This window comes from Dyadobacter sp. Leaf189 (assembly GCF_001424405.1).
In the GTDB taxonomy this organism is placed as follows: Bacteria; Bacteroidota; Bacteroidia; order Cytophagales; family Spirosomataceae; genus Dyadobacter.
Map to the genome: position 1 here is coordinate 628,921 of NZ_LMPS01000001.1, position 20,994 is coordinate 649,914.

General features: G+C 45.7%; 16 protein-coding genes. 7 read left to right on the plus strand and 9 right to left on the minus strand.

The features are described from left to right. Positions 1 to 7 precede the first annotated feature (7 nt). Positions 8 to 1,114 (minus strand): acyltransferase family protein, encoded by a 1,107-nt coding sequence (locus ASG33_RS02745; RefSeq protein WP_056280010.1) that lies wholly within the window; start codon positions 1,112 to 1,114, stop codon positions 8 to 10. A 193-nt stretch (positions 1,115 to 1,307) separates the two neighbouring features. Here ASG33_RS02745 and ASG33_RS02750 point away from each other — a divergent pair, with 193 nt between their 5' ends. The 3 genes from ASG33_RS02750 (at position 1,308) to ASG33_RS02760 (ending at position 6,456) form a co-directional block, all read left to right on the plus strand. Further along, a complete protein-coding gene (locus ASG33_RS02750) occupies positions 1,308 to 3,914 on the plus strand; it encodes a family 20 glycosylhydrolase (protein ID WP_056280011.1) in 2,607 nt (868 codons plus the stop codon). 29 nt (positions 3,915 to 3,943) lie between these two features. Next, complete coding sequence (locus ASG33_RS02755; protein WP_056280013.1) at positions 3,944 to 5,191, plus strand: MFS transporter; 1,248 nt, start codon at positions 3,944 to 3,946, stop codon at positions 5,189 to 5,191. A gap of 104 nt (positions 5,192 to 5,295) precedes the next feature. Further along, complete coding sequence (locus tag ASG33_RS02760) at positions 5,296 to 6,456, plus strand: DNA-binding transcriptional regulator (protein ID WP_056280015.1); 1,161 nt, start codon at positions 5,296 to 5,298, stop codon at positions 6,454 to 6,456. Positions 6,457 to 6,560: 104 nt separating this feature from the next. Here the strand turns inward: ASG33_RS02760 and ASG33_RS02765 are convergent, their stop codons facing one another. From ASG33_RS02765 to ASG33_RS02800, 8 genes are all read right to left on the minus strand, one after another. Continuing rightward, positions 6,561 to 8,603: a M13 family metallopeptidase gene (locus ASG33_RS02765; RefSeq protein WP_056280017.1), complete on the minus strand. Its 2,043-nt coding sequence runs from the start codon at positions 8,601 to 8,603 to the stop codon at positions 6,561 to 6,563. Between the two features lie 41 nt (positions 8,604 to 8,644). Next, positions 8,645 to 10,138 (minus strand): peptide MFS transporter, encoded by a 1,494-nt coding sequence (locus tag ASG33_RS02770; RefSeq protein WP_056280019.1) that lies wholly within the window; start codon positions 10,136 to 10,138, stop codon positions 8,645 to 8,647. A 149-nt stretch (positions 10,139 to 10,287) separates the two neighbouring features. Next, positions 10,288 to 11,196: a hypothetical protein gene (locus ASG33_RS02775; RefSeq protein WP_056280021.1), complete on the minus strand. Its 909-nt coding sequence runs from the start codon at positions 11,194 to 11,196 to the stop codon at positions 10,288 to 10,290. A 167-nt stretch (positions 11,197 to 11,363) separates the two neighbouring features. After that, positions 11,364 to 12,149 carry a YgcG family protein gene (locus ASG33_RS02780; protein WP_056280024.1) on the minus strand — a complete coding sequence of 262 codons (786 nt, stop codon included), beginning with the start codon at positions 12,147 to 12,149 and terminating at the stop codon, positions 11,364 to 11,366. Between the two features lie 4 nt (positions 12,150 to 12,153). Next, entirely contained in the window at positions 12,154 to 12,597 is a 444-nt protein-coding gene (locus tag ASG33_RS02785; protein ID WP_056280026.1) for a TPM domain-containing protein, read from the minus strand. A gap of 87 nt (positions 12,598 to 12,684) precedes the next feature. Further along, positions 12,685 to 13,266: a LemA family protein gene (locus ASG33_RS02790; RefSeq protein ID WP_056280028.1), complete on the minus strand. Its 582-nt coding sequence runs from the start codon at positions 13,264 to 13,266 to the stop codon at positions 12,685 to 12,687. Positions 13,267 to 13,417: 151 nt separating this feature from the next. After that, positions 13,418 to 14,599, minus strand: coding sequence for a deoxyribodipyrimidine photo-lyase (locus ASG33_RS02795; protein ID WP_056280031.1), 1,182 nt, complete (start codon positions 14,597 to 14,599; stop codon positions 13,418 to 13,420). A gap of 128 nt (positions 14,600 to 14,727) precedes the next feature. Next, positions 14,728 to 16,671: an OmpA family protein gene (locus ASG33_RS02800; RefSeq protein WP_056280033.1), complete on the minus strand. Its 1,944-nt coding sequence runs from the start codon at positions 16,669 to 16,671 to the stop codon at positions 14,728 to 14,730. 366 nt (positions 16,672 to 17,037) lie between these two features. On the opposite strand from ASG33_RS02800, the gene rpsL reads away from it, so the two are divergent. The 4 genes from rpsL (at position 17,038) to rpsJ (ending at position 20,819) form a co-directional block, all read left to right on the plus strand. Beyond that, positions 17,038 to 17,451 carry a 30S ribosomal protein S12 gene (rpsL, locus tag ASG33_RS02805; RefSeq protein ID WP_026631225.1) on the plus strand — a complete coding sequence of 138 codons (414 nt, stop codon included), beginning with the start codon at positions 17,038 to 17,040 and terminating at the stop codon, positions 17,449 to 17,451. 117 nt (positions 17,452 to 17,568) lie between these two features. Continuing rightward, complete coding sequence (rpsG, locus tag ASG33_RS02810) at positions 17,569 to 18,036, plus strand: 30S ribosomal protein S7 (RefSeq protein ID WP_015813785.1); 468 nt, start codon at positions 17,569 to 17,571, stop codon at positions 18,034 to 18,036. A gap of 220 nt (positions 18,037 to 18,256) precedes the next feature. Further along, positions 18,257 to 20,377 (plus strand): elongation factor G, encoded by a 2,121-nt coding sequence (gene fusA, locus ASG33_RS02815; RefSeq protein WP_056280035.1) that lies wholly within the window; start codon positions 18,257 to 18,259, stop codon positions 20,375 to 20,377. A 136-nt stretch (positions 20,378 to 20,513) separates the two neighbouring features. Next, positions 20,514 to 20,819 (plus strand): 30S ribosomal protein S10, encoded by a 306-nt coding sequence (gene rpsJ / locus ASG33_RS02820; protein ID WP_026631228.1) that lies wholly within the window; start codon positions 20,514 to 20,516, stop codon positions 20,817 to 20,819. Positions 20,820 to 20,994: the final 175 nt, after the last annotated feature.

Consider the following 20,994-nt stretch of genomic DNA (forward strand, 5'->3'; position numbering starts at 1 on the left):
TCCCATTTCATAGTTTGATGAAAATCCTTCTTCTGAACAGCAGATAGACGGGGATGAAATTGATACCAACAAAGAACAGCGCATAAAGCATGCTCGCCAGTTTCATGCTTATCCCTGCTGAGACGAATATGCTGACGCCAATCTCGTTCAGTGTTCTTCCTGAAATTTCCCATTGATAAAACGGAATGGAAAGGATATCAGCCAGTACATAGGCAGCAATCGCATTGGCGCCGAATATGACGCCCGGTGTAATTGCTGCTTTTTTGTTTTTAATATCAATAACAAAGTACAGTACACCCAGGAGCATGGAGGCAAATCCTGAGGTAACCAATACAAAGGAGCTCGTCCACAGATTCTCATTTACGGGAAAGGTAAGTCCCCAGAAGTATCCTGCACAAGCAGCTAAGAAGCCGCCGGAAACCAGATAGTTGCTTTTTTCATTTGCTGTTGCTGGCAGCAGAAGTACCCTGCCAGCGAGCATTCCCGTGATCCCGGTGGCGATCGCCGGGAAGGTGCTCAGTATTCCTTCCGGATCCCAGTTGCCCTGCCACATTTTGCCGGGCAGGTATTGCTGGTCTACCCACGCGGCGAGGTTCAGGCCGGGTTCGAGCACTACGATTCCTGCTGTCGGAGTCGGGATCAGTGTCATAGCCAGCCAGTAGCCGACCAATATTGCAGCTGCTACGATAGCCTGCTGTTTCCAGCTTGTATTCAGAAAGAGCAGTGCGCATACCAGAAATACGATCGCAATGCGATGCAGCGTACCTGTATACCGCAGGTCGGAGAAGTTGAAATGGGGTAGCATATTCAGGAACATTCCCACAGCGAAGATCTTGACAGACCGGATCAGGATTTTTCGGTGCAAGGCGGAGTTATCCCCGTTTCCGGTCTGATTTTTTGAATAGGCGAGTGCAATGGACACACCCACGATGAACAGAAAAACAGGTGCGATAAGGTCTGTGAATGTAAGTCCATTCCATTTTGAATGGCTAAGTGTGGGAAAAACATGGTCTTCGTCCCCGGGAAAGTTAACCATAATCATAGCCGCGATCGTGAATCCGCGCATTGCATCCAGCGACGAAAGCCTGGAAGTTGTTCCCGTTAGTTTTTGCATTAATCCACCATTTTTAAGCTGTATTACAGGTGAATGTTTTGGAAAGACTATCAGGCGCATAATTAAATGAATATTACTGCTGGTAAATCACCCGCGCTAGTATATTTTGCCGACTTATCAGTATTACAATCGTCAAATACTTACTCTCTTACCCTAAAAGTCACTGGCACCGGCAAATCCGTATTCAAACCTTATGAAAAAATTATTCAACTATCAGTTTCTCGTTATCGCGATCCTCTTCCTTTCGGGCTGTGGCAAATCGGGCCAGATCAGCAAGGAGCAAGCCGAGAAAATCCGTGTTTCCTGGAAGCTGGTGAACAACTTTGGTGAGCCTGACGGTAGTTTCGAGGCCAGGTTCGTGATCAAAAACGGTAGTGATATCACTTTGGACGGTACGAATTGGAAGTTGTTCTTTAACATGTCGCCACGACCAATCCAAACTAACAAAACGCCGCAACCTGCCACAGTAGAGCATATCAATGGCGATTGGTACAGAATGGTAGCTGCAAAGGATTTTAAACTCGCTCCGGGCGATTCGGTGATAGTCAATTATACAGGCACCGAGTCAATTATCAAAGAAACGGATGCGCCAATGGGCTTGTATTTTGTTTTTTATGATGATGAAGGCAAAGAGAAGGAGATCGTGCAGGTCACCGAGTATGCTGTGGAGCCTTTTGTTGCCAAAGAACAGATCCTGAGAGGAAAAAGAGACTTGATGCCAATTCCTACGGCAGAAACAAGATATAAACACAACTTACCTTTTACCAAAGTAGCCGCAGATCAGCTGTTGAAAATCATCCCAAGTCCGGTGAAGCTTACCGCAGGACAGGGTACATTCACGCTCAGCAGCCAAACGCAGGTATTTTACCAGGATGGTTTAGAAAACGAGGCAAAGTTCCTGATTCAGAAACTTCGTGAAATGACAGGCACGGACCTGCCTATACGTGCAGGGGTGCCTACTGGTGACTCTGCGGAAGCACCGGCCATTGTTTTGAGAACTGGGCCGGTTAATGTGAATGGGATTTCGCGGGAGGCTTATAAGCTGGCGATAGGAGAGACGGGAATCTCCATTACGGGAAGCAATGCTGCGGGTGTTTTTTATGCAGTGCAAAGCCTGGTACAACTTGCGCCCGTTGAAGTTTATCAAAAGCAAGGCACGCCTGTCGTTTTCAATTATGTGCAGGTAGAGGATGCACCCCGCTTTCAGTTCAGGAGCATGCATTTGGATGTTGGACGTAATTTCCAGACCAAAGAATCGATCAAGCGCGTACTGGACCTGCTGGCTTCCTATAAGATCAATCACTTTCTTTTTTACATCACGGAAGACGAAGGCTGGCGGCTGGAAATTGACGGCCTGCCTGAGCTGACCGAGGTTGGCGCGCATCGGCAGCACACGTCGGGAATGGAAGCTTCTGCATTGCATCCTGCATACGGTTCCGGTCCAAAAGCAAATGATAAAGGCAAATATGGAAGTGGCTATTATACAAAAGCAGATTTTGTCGAGATACTCAAATACGCTGCCGAGCGCCACATTAAGGTTATTCCGGAAGTCAATTTTCCGGGACACGCTTTGGCGGCCATCAAATCCATGGAAGCGCGGTATGAGCGTTTGATGAAAGAAGGCAAGGAAAAGGAAGCAAATGAGTACAGGTTGATTGATCCTGCGGACAAGTCGGTTTACCTGTCAGCGCAAGCATATAAGAATAATGTGGTTGACATTTCACGTGAGTCGACTTACCATTTTTACGAGAAAGTGGTAGATGAGGTAGCGAAGCTGTACAAGCAGGCCGGGTTGACACTTGACACATTCCATACCGGCGGAGACGAGGTTGCAGAAGGTGTATGGACGAAGTCACCTAACATTGCCAAACTCATGAAAGAGCATCCGGAGATCAAGGAGTACCGCAATTTGCAGACTTACTTTGTGAGGAACCTGCTGCCAAGACTTGAAAAGCGGAACCTGAAAGTACATGGCTGGGAAGAAGTTGCATTGACAAAAACAGCTACCGGCGCTTACCTGGCTAACCCGGAGTTTGTTAACCGTCCTGTAGTGCCTTATATCTGGAACAATGTGTTCGATGTTGATCTGGGTTATAGAATGGCGAATGCGGGCTATCAGGTGGTACTTTGCAACGTGACCAATTTCTATTTTGATATGTCCTACAATAACGATCCCAAGGAGCCTGGATTATACTGGGGCGGGTTTGTCGATACCTGGGATAACTGGGCTTTCGCACCATTCAATATGTTCAAAACTACCGAGGAGACGGCAATGGGCAAGCCTATGAAAGAGGAGTTCGTCGGTAAGGAACAGCTGAAACCTGCCGCAAGAAAGAACATCCTGGGTATAGAAGCGCAGCTTTGGTGCGAAACGATCAAGGGCCGCGATATGATGGAATATATGATCCTGCCCAAGCTGCTTGGTTTTTCAGAAAGTGCCTGGGCTGCCGAAAGAAAGTGGGAGTTTGTTGCTGACGATGCTGCCAGAAAGAAAATGATGCAGGAAGGCTGGAATATTTTTGCCAATACCATGGCGCAGAAAGCACTTCCAAAATGGGCGTATATCAATGGAGGATACAATTACAGAATGCCAATGCCGGGCGCTGTCATAGAAGGCGGTATGCTGAAAGCCAACTCGGAGCTCCCCGGACTGATGATCAGGTATACAACCGACGGGTCGGAACCAACGGCCAAGTCTGACTTGTATGAAGCCCCTGTAAAAGTTACAGGCACTGTGAAGCTAAAATGCTTTGACATTGCAGGCAGATCGGGCCGCACAAGCGTGGTCAGCGTACCTTAATCCGAAGCTTGAATTTCATACGAACCCTCATGCAAAGAAACAGCTTCATAGTAGTTCTGATCCTGCTGATATTTTTCGTCATTTCATTTCTTACAAACATCCTGGGACCCATCATCCCTGATATTGTGAGAAGTTTCAGTCTGAGCCTTGGGCTGGCGGGTTTCCTGCCTTTTGCGTTTTTTGTAGCTTATGGGGTAATGTCCATTCCTGCGGGGTTAATGGTTGAAAAATACGGTGAAAAGCGCATTCTGATCGCGGCATTTCTACTTGCGTTTATCGGTGCGCTGCTGTTTGCCGTTTTGCCGGGATTCGCAATTGCATTGTTCTCGCTTTTTCTGATCGGTATTGGAATGGCGATGCTGCAAGTCGTGATTAATCCGCTTTTGCGTGTCGCAGGGGGTGAAGAGCGCTTTGCTTTTTTTTCTGTTTTGGCCCAGCTGTTTTTCGGTGCTGCTTCTTTTCTGAGCCCGCTGTTATATACTTATCTGGTGCTCCACGTGCATTCGGGAGAATCGGGTTTTGTTATTGATATTTTAAATGATCTTGTTCCTGAAAACCTGCGGTGGGTTTCACTTTACTGGGTTTTCTCAGTGATCGCGCTGATCATGGTTTTGTTGATTTCGTTTGTGAAATTCCCAAAAGTTGAACTCCTGGAAGAGGAGCGGATTGATGTAGGTAATTCGTTCAGGGAGCTTGCCGCCTCACGGAAGGTCTGGCTGTTCTTCCTGGGTATTTTTGCTTACGTAGGTACCGAGCAGGGTATTGCCAACTGGATTTCACAGTTCCTGCAGACTTACCACGGTGTCGATCCGGCTACGACCGGCGCGTCTGTGATCTCTTACTTCTGGGGTTTGCTGACGGTCGGCTGTTTTCTTGGTTTACTCTTGCTCAAATTGATCGACAGCCGGAAAGTGCTGATCTTCTTTACCACAGGCGCAGTAATCGCATTGCTGGCTGCATTGTTTGGTTCAAAAGAAATGGCGCTCTACGGTTTTCCGCTCACCGGCTTTTTTGCATCTGTGATGTATTCGGTGATCTTTTCACTCGCATTAAATTCGGTGCCGCGACATCATGGTACATTCTCCGGAATATTGTGCGCCGGCATTGCGGGCGGTGCGGTGGTTCCTTTGATCGTTGGTGGTCTGGGCCAGTTTTTTGGTTTGCAGTCCGCCATGCTGTTTCTTCTCATCCCATTGGCATACATACTCAGCATCGGAATTTGGGCCAGGCCTTTGGTTAATAATGCGACTGTCAGCAGCGTCAAAGATTTGTTTTGAAGAGCTATTAGCGATTAGCTTTTATTTTTTCATGAGTAGACAATTTGGACTCCCATTTTTCTAACAGCTAACAGCTAACAGCTAACAGCTAACAGCTAACAGCCATGTACAAGATCATTCTGCTTCTTGACTTTGCGGAGGAATACAGTAAGAGCCTGATGAAGGGTATCAATGCGTATTCAAAGGAGTTTGGTCCGTGGATCTTCTGCCGGATGCCGCTGTTTCACCGGGAAACGATCGGGATCGACGGTATCCTGCAATGGGCGCTGGAATGGGGGGCGGATGGAATTGTGGGACAGCTTTATAATAAGGAGATTGACAAGATCGTCAAGGCGGGCATTCCCGTTATTGCCCAGGATTTCAAGGAACGTTTTACCGAGATTCCCAATATTACCGGTGCCTACCACGAAGCAGGCCAGCTGGGTGCAGATTACTTCCTGAAAAAGGGGTTTACCAATTTTGCGTTTTACGGTTTTAATGACATTGTCTGGTCAAGGGAGCGGGCAGAAGGTTTTGAAGAAAGACTTAAATCAAAAGGGCACCAGGTTCATTACTTTGAACATAAAAAAGCGCGATCGACGGAGCTCTGGTACTACAAGCCCAGTTCATTGAGCCGCTGGCTGAAATCGCTACCAAAGCCGATCGGTTTGATGACCTGCGATGACAATCAGGGCCAGCATATCACCGAGGCCTGCCGGCACGTGGGCATCCGCATTCCGGAAGAAGTAGCAGTGCTCGGCGTTGATAATGACGAAATGATCTGCGATCTGTCAGACCCGCCGCTTTCAAGTATCGCATTGGACGTGGAAAAAGGCGGTTATGATGCTGCGAAGTTGCTTGACCACATGATCCAGCACGGCATCGGCAAATACGATGATATCATAGTGAAGCCAATGCAGGTAATTACGCGGCATTCCACTGATATTTATGCTACCAACGACGATCACATCGCCTCTTCTTTAAAATACATTCACCAGAATATCGAGAAGAATCTTCATGTTGATGAGGTAGTAAAGCAGGTCCCGCTGTCGCGGCGTGCATTGGAAAAGCGCTTTCTTGAAATTACCGGTTACCCTATCTACAAATACATCTTCAATCTCCGCATCGAGAAATTCACCCAGAAACTGCTGGATACAGATATGTCAGTATTTGAAATTGCATTGGATATGGGCTTAACAGACAGCAAAAATATAGCCCGCCAATTCAGGCAGGCTAAGGGATGCAGTCCAAGTGCTTATCGGAACAAATATGTTGCAGGGAAGTGAGGTTTGAAGTTTATGAGTTTAGAGTTTATGAGTTTAAAGTTTATGAGTTTAAAGTTTTAAGATTGATACTTCCAACTCATAAACTCCTGAACTCCTCAACTCCATCACCAGATCACTATTCTCGCTGAGTCTGGCAGGATCATTTTGCTGCCCGGCGTACAGCCGAATGCAGTCTCAAACTCCTTCAAATGTGGAAGCGGACCATTGATCCTGTCTTTGGCAGGTGCGTGCGGGTCGGTTTGAACCTGGTTCCGTAATGCTTCGTCGGTCGTGTTCATGTGCCAAACCTGCGCCCAGCCGAGGAAAAACCGCTGCTTCCAGTTGAATCCGTCTATCGGCTCAGGCTCTTTTTTGCCTTCAAATGATTTTTGCAAAGCATAATAGGCAAGTGTCAGGCCTCCGAGGTCAGCCACGTTTTCCCCGATTGTCAATGCGCCATTGATATTGAAGCCAGGCAAGGCTTCAATGCCGCTGAAATAGTCGATGTACCTTTTAGTAAGTTTATCGAAATTGGCTCTGTCGGCAGCGGTCCACCAGTTTTTCAGGTTTCCTTCGTCATCGAACTGCGAACCCTGATCGTCGAAGCCGTGCGTGAATTCATGACCGATTACGGCAATTATCCCGCCGTAGTTAATCGCATCATCGGCGTCACGATTATAGAATGGCGGCTGCAAAATGCCGGCCGGGAACACTACTTCATTGTTCAATGGGTTGTAGTAAGCATTTACTGTTTGCGGCGTCATTCCCCATTCTTTCTTATCCACTTCTTTACCGATCTTGTCAATAGCTTCCTTATGCCCGAAGAGCGCAGCGGACACTACGTTTTCGAATAACTTATCTGGAGCGATCTCAATGCTTGAGTAGTCCTTCCATTTATCAGGATAGCCGATTTTGTAAGTAAATGCTTTGAGCTTCTTGTGCGCCTTTGCCTTAGTAGAGTCGCTCATCCAGGTTAATTTATCAATGCGCTCGCCGTACACGGTACGTACATTCTCGATCATTTCAGCTACCTTCTTCTTGTCTTCTTCGGGGAAGTATTTTTTCGAGAACAGCTTGCCGAGCGGCATTCCCAACAGTCCATCCGTTGACCTTATCGCTCTTTCCTGACGAACCCTCTGTTGTTTTGTACCTCTCATTACTGTACTAAAAAAGCGGAAATCTTCCTGATCGAAGCTCTTAGGAAGGTACCCGGCAAAGCGTGAAAGCAGCTGCCATCTGGTATACATTTTCAAAGTACTGATCGGAGTCGCTTTCAATAAAGTGTTCAGATTTTGCAGGTACGCTTTGTTCTGAACAATGACCGTGTCAGTTTTGATATCCTGCTTATCCGCAAAAGTTTTCATTTCAAATGCAGGCAACAGCTTTTCCAGATCGGCAAAGGCCATTTTGTTATAGGTCTTCACAGGATCACGTAATTCCACATTGCTTAGCTGCAGTTTCGCCAGCTTTGTTTCGAAGTCAAGCAAGGTCTGACCAGGCTTTGGATCTGTAAACCCGGCTAGGGAGAACATCTTATCTACGTGTCCGACAAACTCTTTTCTGACTTTAACAGTGCTTGAGTCGGTACGTTCGTAATAACTTTTTTCACCTAAACTCAGACCACCCTGGCCTTCATACAGGATATTGATTTTACTATTCCGCAAATCTGCATCTACACCAAAGCCGACCACACTGGGCACTCCCAATTTCTGTAATTCACCTGCTACGGGTACAAGCTCCTTTAAGGAAGTAACCGCATTGATTTTGTCAAGATATGGTTTCAATGGCGAGAGGCCTCGCTTTTCAATTGTAGCTGTGTCGAGGAAAGATTGATAGTAATCGGCGATCTGCTGCTCTTCACTTCCCTTTTTACGGTCTTTGTTGCTCGCGATTTCGGCGATAATGCTTTTCAGCCGCACCTCTTTGTTTTCCTTATCCAAAATCCCGAATGCGCCCCATCGGCTTTCTGTTCCGGGGATCGGGTTTTTCTTTTTCCAGCCTCCGTTGGCATAGCTGTCAAAATCATCGCAGGCTTTGGCGGTGGAATCAAGGGAGCTGATATCGAAGCCAGGTACTTTTTGTGTATCCGACTGTTCGTTTTCCTTTTTGCAACCCGCTAGCAACAGCGACAAGGCGAGTGCATGATAACCGAAACTGGCTAATTTCATCTTTGTGAAATGTTGTTGAAGTATTTATTGAAATGTGTAAATCAGTGTATGCCGCCCATCCAGCCTTTGATCGGCTTCCAGAAAACGAGCAGCAATAATCCGGAGATCGTGGTAATAATAGCCACCTGATTAAATAATGCAGGCATTTGCATGATGTTACCCTCGTCGAACCCTCCCGCAAAAATCCCGGCAATAAGGTTACCCAGCGAAGCACCTACAAACCAGATACCCATTAACTGGCTGACATAGCGTTTCGGAGCGAGTTTGGTATAAGAGCTAAGTCCAACCGGGCTTACGCACAGCTCACCGACGGTTTGAAGCAGGTAAGTAAATGTGAGGAAAAGAGGGGAAGCCAGCTCACCCGTGACAGCAATGTTGGATGCTGCTACCATTACAAAAAAGCTAAGACCGAGTAGGATTAGGCCCATTGCAAATTTGACCGGAATGGAAGGGTTGCGGTTTTTTGATGAAAGAGAAATCCACAAGCTGGCCAGAATAGGTGCAAAGATCAGTACAAAGGTGGGCTGGAAGTTTTGGAACCAGCTCGAAGGTACTTCCCAGCCGCCGATCATTCGTTGTGTGTGACGTTCAGCAAAGATTTGCAGGGATGTGCCCGCCTGCTCATATCCTGCCCAGAACAATGCAATGGCCAGAAAGAGGATAATCAATACGCCAACGCGGTATTTCTCGACGCGTGTAAGTCCGCCTGCAATAAGAATGAAAAGGAAATACGCGGCGGAAATGGATACGATGATCACACCCGCACCTTGCGCAAGGCCCTGTGCGGTGGTCATGTCAATGGTACCCGAAGATTGCAGTACGATCAGGAACACAACGAGCAATGCGATCAGTCCGTAACCCAGTAACTTGTTGTTGCCTGATTGCGGAGCCTCATTCAGCGGGTCTTTTTCTTTGGCCGCCGGAACTTCACCAAGTCCTTTCAGGTAAGTGGCACTTCCGTAACGAAATACAACCAGCCCCAACAACATCCCGATCGCCGCAGCGCCAAAACCCATGTGCCAGTTCACTTTTTCACCCAGGTATCCTACAATAGCGATTCCAAGGAACGAACCCAGGTTGATGCCCATGTAAAAAATGGAAAATGCTGCATCGCGCCGCGCACCTCCCTCCGGGTATAACTCGCCTACGATAGAGCTGATATTCGGTTTTAAAAGCCCGGTACCAATGGCCACGGTGCTCAGCCCAATAAAGAAGAGCACGGATCCGGCTGGTACTGCCAGGATAATGTGCCCGAGCATGATGACAATCCCTCCATACCAGATAGCCTTTTTCTGACCAAGAATATTGTCTGCCAGCCAGCCGCCTGGCAATGTAAGCAGATATACGGAGGCAGTATAAAGCCCGTAAATGGCCGTCCCCTCCGCTGCACTCATTCCCATTCCCCCTCTTATATTATCAAGCAGAAAGAGCAGCAGGATAGCACGCATGCCATAGTAACTGAAACGCTCCCACATCTCTGCAAAAAACAAAACATAGAGGCCTCTCGGGTGTTTTTGGGATAGTTGTGATGACATATAAGGAAGGCTATTTATTTGGTTTTCGGGGTTATTCTCAATTGTTTTTATGGTGCAAGATAGGAATTATGGGTAAATATAGAAATGCATAAAAAAGCGGCGGTGGTGCTTTACACCATCGCCGCGAACAAACACTGCGGTTTACCTGATTACTTTACTGAAAATGAACCTTCCCCAATGGAGAAGCCTTCCGAATATAATTCAATGGTGTATTTGCCCGACGGAAATGCAGCGTCGCGATCATACATAATACTCACGTCCTGGTTGCTGTTGGTATAAGCTACATCCTTGCTGATTGTAAAACCCTGCTCCTGTCCATTGTAATCGAACACACCTGAACCGGTTTTGGTATCGGAGATCGTTGCGCCGCTTGGATCGATGATACGGAGGTAAACGGTTTTGTTGTCAGTTTGCGTTAATGGGTTCTTTTCCAGCATGAAATCGACACGGACTTTATCTATCCGTTTTGCCTTCACATTCTCACCTTCTCTTACCTTGCCTTTTGAGGAAACTGCATACACTTTTACATTCCGTGCCCGCAATGCAGCTGCCATTGTTACCTTGGATTCAAGTTCAGAGTTTTTGGCTGTTACAGTCGAAAGTGAATCTGCTACGGCTTGTTTACTGGTTTGAAGTTCCGTTTTCTCCTGAGCCAGCGTTTCGTTCTGACTGATCAGCTGCTGGTTTTCTTCCCGGAGTTGCGCGATCTCTTCATCTTTTTTCGTGAGGAAACTCTCATACTCCTTGATCTTCCTGCCCATGTTGGCATTGCCTTTCCGAAGTGCAATACGATCATTTTCGAGTGAAGCTTTTACTTTTTGCAGCTCTTCAACATCACCGCCCAAACCTTGTACTTCCTGAATGCGCGCGTCGAGCTGTTTGGATATTGAGTCTAGCTTTATCTCGGAAGCAGCCAGCTCGCTGACGCGTGTTTCGAGGTCAGCCGATTGCTTGGTAGAAAGGGTTCTTTCATTATAATAAAGATATCCAAAAACCGCAGCGATAATTGTCATCAAGATCAATCCGACTAAGAGGCCGGTATTGTTTTTCCGTTCCATAAAACATTGTTTAGGTTAAAAGCTATATCTTTTATGGAGTATGTTCAAAAACCATGCCATCACTATACGTAGAAGTAAAAGCAGCTCTTTACCTTGAACTAAATGAAAAGGCCCGGAAACATGCATTTCCGGGCCTTTAAATAAGATCTATACTGATTGACATTCATTTAGTAGTCGCCGCCTGCGCCTCCTCCACCAAAGCTGCCTCCTCCAAATCCTCCGAAGCCACCGCTACCTCCTCCGAATCCGCCGCCGCCCCAGTTTCCTGAAAAGCTGCCTCCGCCGGAGTGTGTGGTATAAGGCCAGAATATCGGTCCGCCAAAGCCACCAATTCCTCCACCTCCACGGCCCCCCCGATTGTTCCGGTTCCGTATGATGATGAATGCGATGATCATAATAAAAGCAACGATGATAAGTACCGGCGGGGAGCCTCCATTGTCATCGTTATTATCCTGCTTTTCAGCTTTGTATTCACCAGTTGCGTATTTGAAGATCATATCTACACCTTCATCCAACCCCTGATAAAACTGATTTTGCTTAAAACGCGGCGTAATTACCTGGGAAATGATCCGTTTGGCAATTGCATCAGGGATAGCACCCTCCATTCCGTAGCCGGTGCTGATAAAAACCTTCCGGTCAGTAGGCGCCCACAATAGCACGATACCATTGTCTTTGTCTTTTTGCCCCACTCCCCATTCCCGACCAATTTTGAGCGCGTAGTCTGCAATGGGATAGTCACCGGTTGTGGGAACAATTACGATAACGATCTGCGAGGAAGTGGAATCGTTGTAAGCAACCAGCTTCCGTTCCAGACTGGCCTTTTCGTCAGCGCTGAGCTGATTTGCAAAGTCATTGACCAGTTTAGGCGGATTTGGTTTGGCAGGGATATCCTGTGCCCAGCTGCTACAAAGGGAAATGATCAGCAGAATGGGTATTAAGAGTATTTTCTTCATGGGTTCAGTGTCCGAACGAAATGTCGTCTGGAAGTTCGTTGATGTCGTCGGAGTTGTATGGAAAGTGCGATTTCAGCTGAAATCCAGCCTCGTCAATACCTTTACAAAGTCCTTCCAGGAACAAGCCTTGTGAAAAATGGCTGCGCAAAAGACTCTTTGTTGTTTCCCAGAAATCGGCGGGTACTTTTTCGTTGATCCCCTTGTCGCCTAGTACCGCAAACTTCCGGTCTTCGTAGGCGAGGTAAAACAAAACTCCGTTTCGCTGGGCAGTCTGATGCAGGTTAAGAGCTAGGAAAACCTCTTTAGCTCTTTCCATTACATCCGGGTTAGGGCACTTCTTCTCAATATGTACCTTCACTTCGCCCGAAGTCTGTTTTTCAGCTGCCATTATCGCATTGATGATAAGTTGCTGCTGCTCTTCTGTAAAAAAAAGGGATTGCGCTTCCATGGGAAATTGATGTGGGTATCTGTGAAGTGCTGCTAAGAAAAGAAAATGGTTTCCGGCTTTGTTACCCGGAAACCATTTCACGTCAGTTTAGAACTGTACGGAAGGAGCTTTTTCAGATCCGGCCGCCGCTGTAAAGTAACCTTTTTGCGAGAAGCCGAAAACGCCTGCAAACAAGTTGGTAGGGAAAGTCCTTACTTCCTGGTTATAATCTTTAACAACTGTGTTGAAGTCATTTCTTGCGACGCCAATGCGGTTCTCTGTGCCTTCCAGCTGTGCCTGTAATTCCAGGAAGTTCTGGTTGGCTTTCAGTTGCGGGTACTGTTCAACTGAAACAAGTAACCTGGAAAGTGAGCCGCTCAACTGATCCTGTGCAGCCTGAAACTTGGATATATTTTCAGGTGTAAGCTCGTCAGCCTGTATGGTTGTCTGAGTTGCTTTGCTACGTGCTTCAATTACGGCTGTCAATGTACCTTTTTCAAACTCAGCGGCACCTTTAACTGTGCTTACGAGGTTTGGGATCAGGTCTGCGCGGCGCTGGTACTGGCTTTCTACCTTCGCCCAGGATTCTTTTACCACTTCATCCTTTCCGACGAGTCCGTTATATTTTCCACAGCCGACGAATCCGAGTATAAGAACCACGACTATAACTGCGATTAATCCTTTTGACATTTTAGTATTCGGTTAATAGTTAATGAACAATCAAAGTTGTCCAAATCTAGCAAAATCCGCACTAAAAACTACATAACCGGGCTCAGCGCCAATTTTGACGGATTTTTGGCCGGATAGCGGGTTTCGGTATTGGTCAGATTGATCCTGTTTATTAATCCTGACCAACTCCCGCCACTTTATTCCATTTGCCCCAGGTAACAGACGGTTCGTAATCTTTGAGATTGCTTTCAAAATACATCGCTCCCCAGGTCCAGTTGATATCGAGTGTATTGGCAAGATATTCAGCACTTTTTTGGCGTTCAGATGCAGGGAGGTTACCTTCTGTCTTCAATTTTTTCATGATCGCATTCACAGCAGTATCGTCGGTTTCTCCATTGATCCATGTCTCGAAGACGGTATTATCATTGGACCATCGTTTCTCAAACAGGTGCTTTACACCACTTGGCTTAAAAATTCTGGGACCAAAACGGAGCAATGTCCAGTGGAAATAATCTCTTTCCAGCAAGTCACGGAGCAGGTTCTGCCGCTTTTCAGATTCGGGCGTTGAAAGTACAGCATGGTAAACGTACCTGGGAGAAAGGTAGCCCAAAGACAGTAACTGAGAAATACCGGAATCAATCAATGCATGGAAACCGGCAGGATCGCTCGCTGTTTCCAGGTACTTTGACAGTACATCCACAGCATTTGACGGCGTTACCTGAGAATCTGGTATAGTTTCATTTACGAATGCTATCTCTTCGGGATCAATTTGCAGATCTTTCAGCGACGGCAATTCTCCTGCCTCGTACTCCGCTGGTAATGTGATTTGCTCAGGTTCTGGCAATGCATTTTTGATCGACAGGTTACCCCGCATTTTCCCGGCGAACTCAGCGAAAGAGGATGGAAGCTTGGAGATAGGGAAAGGTAGTTCGGCGGCGTGCACCAAAGTGTCGGTCCAGAATAGCTTGATATCGATATTGAGCAGTTTGAGGTTTTTGCTTAAAGAAGACTCAATCCTTGTTTCTTCCGGAGCAATTTCTTTGGTGGAATACACATAGCTGGCTTCAAAATCTTCTGCGATCTGAGCGATGATCTTTTCGGGCTCTCCAATTCTAAGTAAAAGGTCCCCGCCTTTTCTCCTGAGCTTATTCTGTAAATCAACAACACATTCAATCAGATGCTGAGCTCTTAAAGCACTCGTCCGGCGAAAGCCCAGCCGGGTTTTTTCATATTGTCTTGGATCAAAAACAAAAACAGGGAGTATTTCTTCTGAGGAGTTGCAGGCTGTCAATAACGCTTCATTATCCAATAATCGAAGGTCATTTCTAAACCAGTAAACAATGCGCTGCGCCATTTACCTAAACTTAATTAATATGATGAAAATGTGATTGGAAATAATCGGCAAAGATAGGGACGCTAAAAACAAAATCCCGCTCAGGAACAATCTTGTCCGAAGCGGGATCTCTTGTCGATTCTTTGTGCTTAGTAACTCAGGATCGTAAACTCAGTTCGTCGGTTACGCTGGTGTTCTTCTTCTGTTTTTGCATTTGGAACAATCAGCTCCCGCTCGCCATATCCTTTTGCGACCATTCTGTCCGCATCAATTCCCTTAGAATTCAGGTAAGCCACTGCGGACTCAGCTCTGTTCTGAGATAAAGTCATGTTGTATGCATCCGTAGCGCGCGCATCCGTATGGGAGCTCAGCTCGATGTTCATACTTGGATTATCTTTTAGGATTTGAACAAGCTTATCCAGCTCGATAGCAGCATCGGGACGAATGTTATATTTGTTCAAATCGTAGTAGATGTTTTCCAGGACAAATGTTTTGTTCAATTCCAGCTTGTCCAGCTTGATCGTTACATTGAAGGTTGTATCTGTCAGTTCTTTTGTCAGGAATATCGGCGGAATGGAGCGACCTGTCATCGAAAATGGTTCGCGTCTGCTGATATAGCCTTTCCGTTCAGCCAGTAATACATAAGATCTGCCCTCTTCAACGGACTGCTTCCCGAACTTACCATCGCTGGTAGTAGGCAGCTGCGCGATTTGTACATCGGAAGTATCAGGATAAATGTGCACAATTGCCGAATCCAGCGGCGTGGATCCCTGGCCCGCAGTAATCACATTTCCCCCAAGGAAATACCTGACCACCTTCGGCTTTCCATTGATGAAGTTCGTGTTGTTAGGGTTAAGAGGATCGTTAGGGTCGTTGTTTTTAGCAATGGTTGTGCTGTCTGGCTCTTCCGGCGCAGCGAAATAGTAAATATCATCGTCGCCTTTGCCACCTTCCCGGTTAGAAGAGAAGAAGCCTTTTGTCAGACCTTCGTAAAAGACGAGTCCAAAATCATCCTGCGGGCTATTAAAGGGCAATCCCATATTTTCAATGGTAATCACTCCCTGAGTGCGTGTCGCTGAGAATAAGTCCAGCTTGCCCAATCCGGGATGTCCATCCGACGCAAAGTAAAGTTTTCCACCTTCGGCTACATACGGGAACATATCATCTCCGGCAGTGTTGATATCCCTTCCCATGTTCACCGGCTTGCTGAAACGGCCGGATGCATCCATATTGGTACGGTATATGTCAATTCCGCCTGCACCACCAGGCCTGTTTGAAGCGAAGTAAAGTGTTTTCCCGTCGCGCGAAAATGCGGGTGATCCATCCCACGCAAGTGAATCATTGATCGGGAGAATGGCGGGAGCAGTCCATTTACCTTCCACATTGCGGCTCATATAGAGGTCTACATCCTTGCTGCTGTTCTTCTTACCCGTGTTTCCTCTTGCAAAAACCAGCGTTTTCCCATCGGGTGAAAATGCAGGAGAACCTTCATTCGCCTCCTCGGCATTAATTTCCGGGCTAAGTAAAACGGGATTGCCTTGAATCGCTCCCGGATCTTCGGTGATAGAGACCTTATATAGTCCTAACATTGCCTGCCCATTGTTTTTATAGATTTTCTCTTTTTTGGAAGAAGAGAAAACAAGTTCTTTGCCAAGAACGGTAGGGGAGAATTCAGAGCCAGCGGTATTCAGTGGTATATTCTTAACCTCCACTTCCATTTTCTCCGTTTTAAGCCTGTCAGCAATGCGAAGAATTTCAACCTCCCGCAATGCCCTATCCTTTAAGGCTTGCGAGCCAACAGTATCTTTGGCAAATGAGGCAAATTGTGCAGAAGCTTCGCTGTACTGACCAGCTGTTTTCAATGCATACGCATACTGAAAACGGGCATCGTTACTTGCCAGGCCAGCATCCAACGCTTGCTTATAGTAGGGAATAGCTTCTTTAAAGCGATTTGATAGGCGGTAAGACTCGGCGATATAGTAGCTTGTTTGAACAGGTTCGTAATTTTCCTGAGCAGCTTTTTGAAAACCTTTTATCGCCAGGTCGTATTCTCCGTTAGCAAATTTCTTTTGACCGTCTTTGTAGGCTTGCATCGCCGAATTGCAGCCGGATAAAAGAGCACCAAATATTACGAGGGTAAAGACACTCCGCAAAAGTTTCATAATGTAAAGTATAAAATCAAACGATTCGACGCGCACACTGGGTTTCTGAAAAACAATACTAATAAAGAACGTTTGGAAATAAAATTCTGGATACAAGTGGAAAAGATTTTTATCTGTGATGAATAGAGGGAAGTTTTCGGCAGGAAAATTGTTGATTTACAACCTGTTTTTGGAAAAAAGATCAGTAACGCTTTGCTAATCAGTTGCGGAATATTACTTTTGCAGTCCGATTTTTCGGGAAAACTGTTTACATAACAATAGATCGGATTGTTAATCAGATCAAAATCAATTTGTTAAATGCCAACTATTTCACAATTAGTCCGTAAAGGTAGAGAGACCATTACATGGAAATCAAAGTCACCGGCTTTGGATTCATGCCCTCAGCGTAGGGGTGTGTGCACCAGGGTGTACACTACAACGCCCAAAAAACCGAACTCCGCACTTCGTAAAGTAGCTCGTGTTCGTCTTTCCAACAACAAAGAGGTGAATGCCTACATCCCAGGTGAAGGCCACAACTTGCAGGAGCACTCGATCGTATTGATCCGTGGTGGTCGTGTGAAGGATTTGCCAGGTGTTCGTTACCACATTATCCGTGGTGCATTGGATACTGCTGGTGTGAACGGACGTAAACAACGTCGTTCTAAATACGGTGCTAAGCGTCCAAAACCAGGACAGGTTGCAGCAGCACCAACAAAAGGTAAGAAAAAATAAAAAGTAACTCTCTCTGCTTTTATTAAATAATTAAGTTGATAAAAGGGAAGTAATCTGCGCCTTAGCGTGGGTGAATAAGTTGCAAAACGAAACCTCGTGTAAAAACATTAAGACAAAATGAGAAAGTCGAAACCAAAGAAAAGATATATCCTTCCTGATCCTAAGTTCAGGGATGTTCAGGTAACTAAGTTTGTGAACAACCTGATGTACGAAGGAAAGAAGAGCATTGCATTTACCATTTTTTACGACGCATTGGAGTTGGTTGAGAAAAAAACCAGCGAAAATGGTTTGGAAACCTGGAGAAAAGCATTGAACAATGTTACGCCTTCAGTAGAGGTAAAAAGCCGCCGCGTAGGTGGAGCAACGTTTCAGGTTCCAACAGAAGTTCGTCCTGAGCGTAAGCAATCTCTTGGCATGAAATGGTTGATCAACTATTCCCGCAAACGTGGAGAAAAAACAATGGTTGACCGTCTAGCCGGCGAAATTATCGCGGCTGCAAAAGGTGAAGGTGCTGCTGTGAAGAAGAAAGACGATACGCACCGTATGGCGGATGCGAACAAAGCGTTCTCTCACTTCCGTTTCTAAGCAAATAAAATATAATGCAATCGGGAGTCTGGTTATCAGGCTCCCGATTTTTTTGTATAAATTTTTGAAAAATAACTTTCCCTCAATTGGATTTATAATCAACAATTTATACTTTTGCGCTCTGAATTTTTGGAAGTAATGGATTTGTCATTCTCTGAAAAGTTCAAATTCTCCGAATTGAGTTGCACATCGAATAAAATATAACACATCACCATCTGTCATGGCACGTGATCTAAGATTAACAAGAAACATTGGTATTGCTGCGCACATTGATGCCGGTAAAACAACTACAACTGAGCGTATTCTGTACTATGCAGGGGTAAGTCACAAAATTGGAGAAGTACATGATGGTGCTGCTACAATGGACTGGATGGAGCAGGAGCAAGAGCGTGGTATTACCATTACATCTGCGGCTACAACAGTTAACTGGAACTACCGTAACGAGAAATATCATATCAACATTATCGATACTCCTGGACACGTAGACTTTACCGTTGAGGTAAACCGTTCTCTACGTGTTTTAGATGGTTTGGTTTTCCTTTTCAGCGCGGTTGATGGTGTTGAGCCACAATCTGAAACGAACTGGCGCCTTGCTAACAACTATAATGTAGCACGTATTGGGTTCGTAAATAAAATGGACCGTTCCGGAGCAGACTTCCTGAAAGTTTGTGCTCAGGTTAAAGAAATGTTGGGCAGCTACGCAGTGCCTCTTCAATTGCCGATCGGCGCTGAAGATTCTTTCAAAGGTGTTGTTGACCTGGTTAACTTCCGTGGTATTGAGTGGAATGAGGCAGATAAAGGAATGACTTTCACTGAGGTTCCTATTCCTGACGATATGTTGGAAGAAGCAACTGAGTGGAGAGAGAAATTGCTTGAAGCAGTTGCTGAATTCGATGATACTTTGATGGAGAAATATTTCGAAGATCCTAACTCGATCTCGGAAGACGAAATTTTAGCTGCGTTGCGTGCTGCAACTATCAGCATGAAGATCGTTCCTATGGTTTGCGGTTCTTCTTTCAAAAACAAAGGTGTTCAAACAATGCTCGATTACGTGATGGCGATTTTGCCTTCACCAATGGATCGTGAGAGTATTATAGGAACAGATCCACGTACAGGCAACGAAGTTAGCCGTAAGCCTTCTGAGACGGATCCTTTCTGCGCACTTGCATTTAAAATTGCAACTGACCCTTATGTTGGGCGCCTTTGCTTTATCAGATCTTATTCTGGTGTACTTGACTCGGGTTCTTATGTATTGAACAACCGTTCAGGTAATAAAGAGCGTATCTCACGTATATTCCAGATGCACGCTAATAAGCAAAATCAGATTGACAAGCTTGAAGCAGGGGATATTGGTGCGGTAGTAGGTTTCAAAGATATTAAGACAGGAGATACGCTTTCGGATGAAAAATCTCCGATTGTATTGGAATCAATGGTATTCCCTGAGCCTGTAATTGGTTACGCAATCGAGCCTAAGAAAGCTGCTGATAGCGATAACTTCTCAAAAGCAATCACTAAGCTGATCGAAGAAGATCCAACACTCCAGGTTGAAAGTAACGAGGAGACTGGTCAAACGATCATTAAAGGAATGGGAGAGCTTCACTTGGAAATTATCATCGACCGTATGCGTCGTGAATTCAAAGTAGAGGTAAACCAAGGTGCTCCACAGGTTGCTTACAAAGAGATCTTGACTAAGAACTACGAGCACCGTGAAGTGTACAAGAAACAAACTGGTGGTCGTGGTAAGTTTGCCGATATCGTATTTGAAATCGGGCCACGTGATGACAATGAAGAGGGCAAAGAGCCAAAAACTGGTTTGCAGTTTGTAAACGAAGTGGTAGGTGGTGCTATTCCTCGTGAATTCATTGCTCCGGTTCAAAAAGGATTTGAGGCTGCTATGATCAACGGTGCGTTGGCAGGCTATCCTTTGGATTCTATGAAAGTTCGTCTGTTCCACGGTTCATTCCACGATGTCGATTCAGATTCACTTTCTTTCGAATTGGCAGCTAAGATAGGTTTCAAAGAAGCAGCACGTCACGCTGGTTCGAAGTTGATGGAGCCTATTATGCACGTTGAAGTACTTACTCCTGACGAATACACCGGTCCTATTACAGGTGACTTAAACCGTCGTCGTGGTATCATGCGCGGTATGGATTCACGTAATGGTGCACAGGTTATCAAAGCTGACGTTCCTCTTTCTGAATTGTTCGGCTATGTAACTGACCTTCGTACAATGTCATCGGGCCGTGCAACTGCGTCTCTTACTTTCGCTTACTACGAGATCGTTCCTAACAACATCGCTGAGGGGGTAATTGAAAAGGCAAAAGGCTTAGTTAGAGCTTAAATGTGAAGTGCTACCAGCTTGCTTGGTAGCACTTCATTTTATATAGATATAAATCAGTAAAGTAAATGGTTCTTTTGCTGATGGATTGTCAAAACTCATTTGACAAGATTTTCTGAACCGGAAACAAACAAAAGAAATGAATCAAAAAATTCGTATTAAGCTTCGGTCATTTGACCACAACTTGGTTGATAAGTCAGCTGAGAAAATTGTGAAGGCTGTAAAGGCGACTGGTGCTATTGTTAGTGGTCCAATTCCTTTGCCGACCAAAACCGAGAAGTTTACTGTGTTGCGCTCACCACACGTTAATAAGAAATCGAGAGAGCAGTTCCAGCTTTGTACTTACAAACGTCTGGTTGATATTTTCTCTACTAGCGCAAAAACTGTTGATGCATTGATGAAGCTTGAATTGCCAAGTGGTGTTGATGTTGAAATTAAAGTTTAGTAAAAGCCGACTTATTTAAGGTAAGTCAAAGACATAAATTGGGTGAAGGTCCGCTTTCGGAAACCACATCTGAGCTCGAGGATGCCACTTAATTGGATGCATTATACGCAACAATCACCGGCATTCTAAAAAATGAGGTCAGATGGTAATTCATCTGACCTTTTTTGCTGATTAT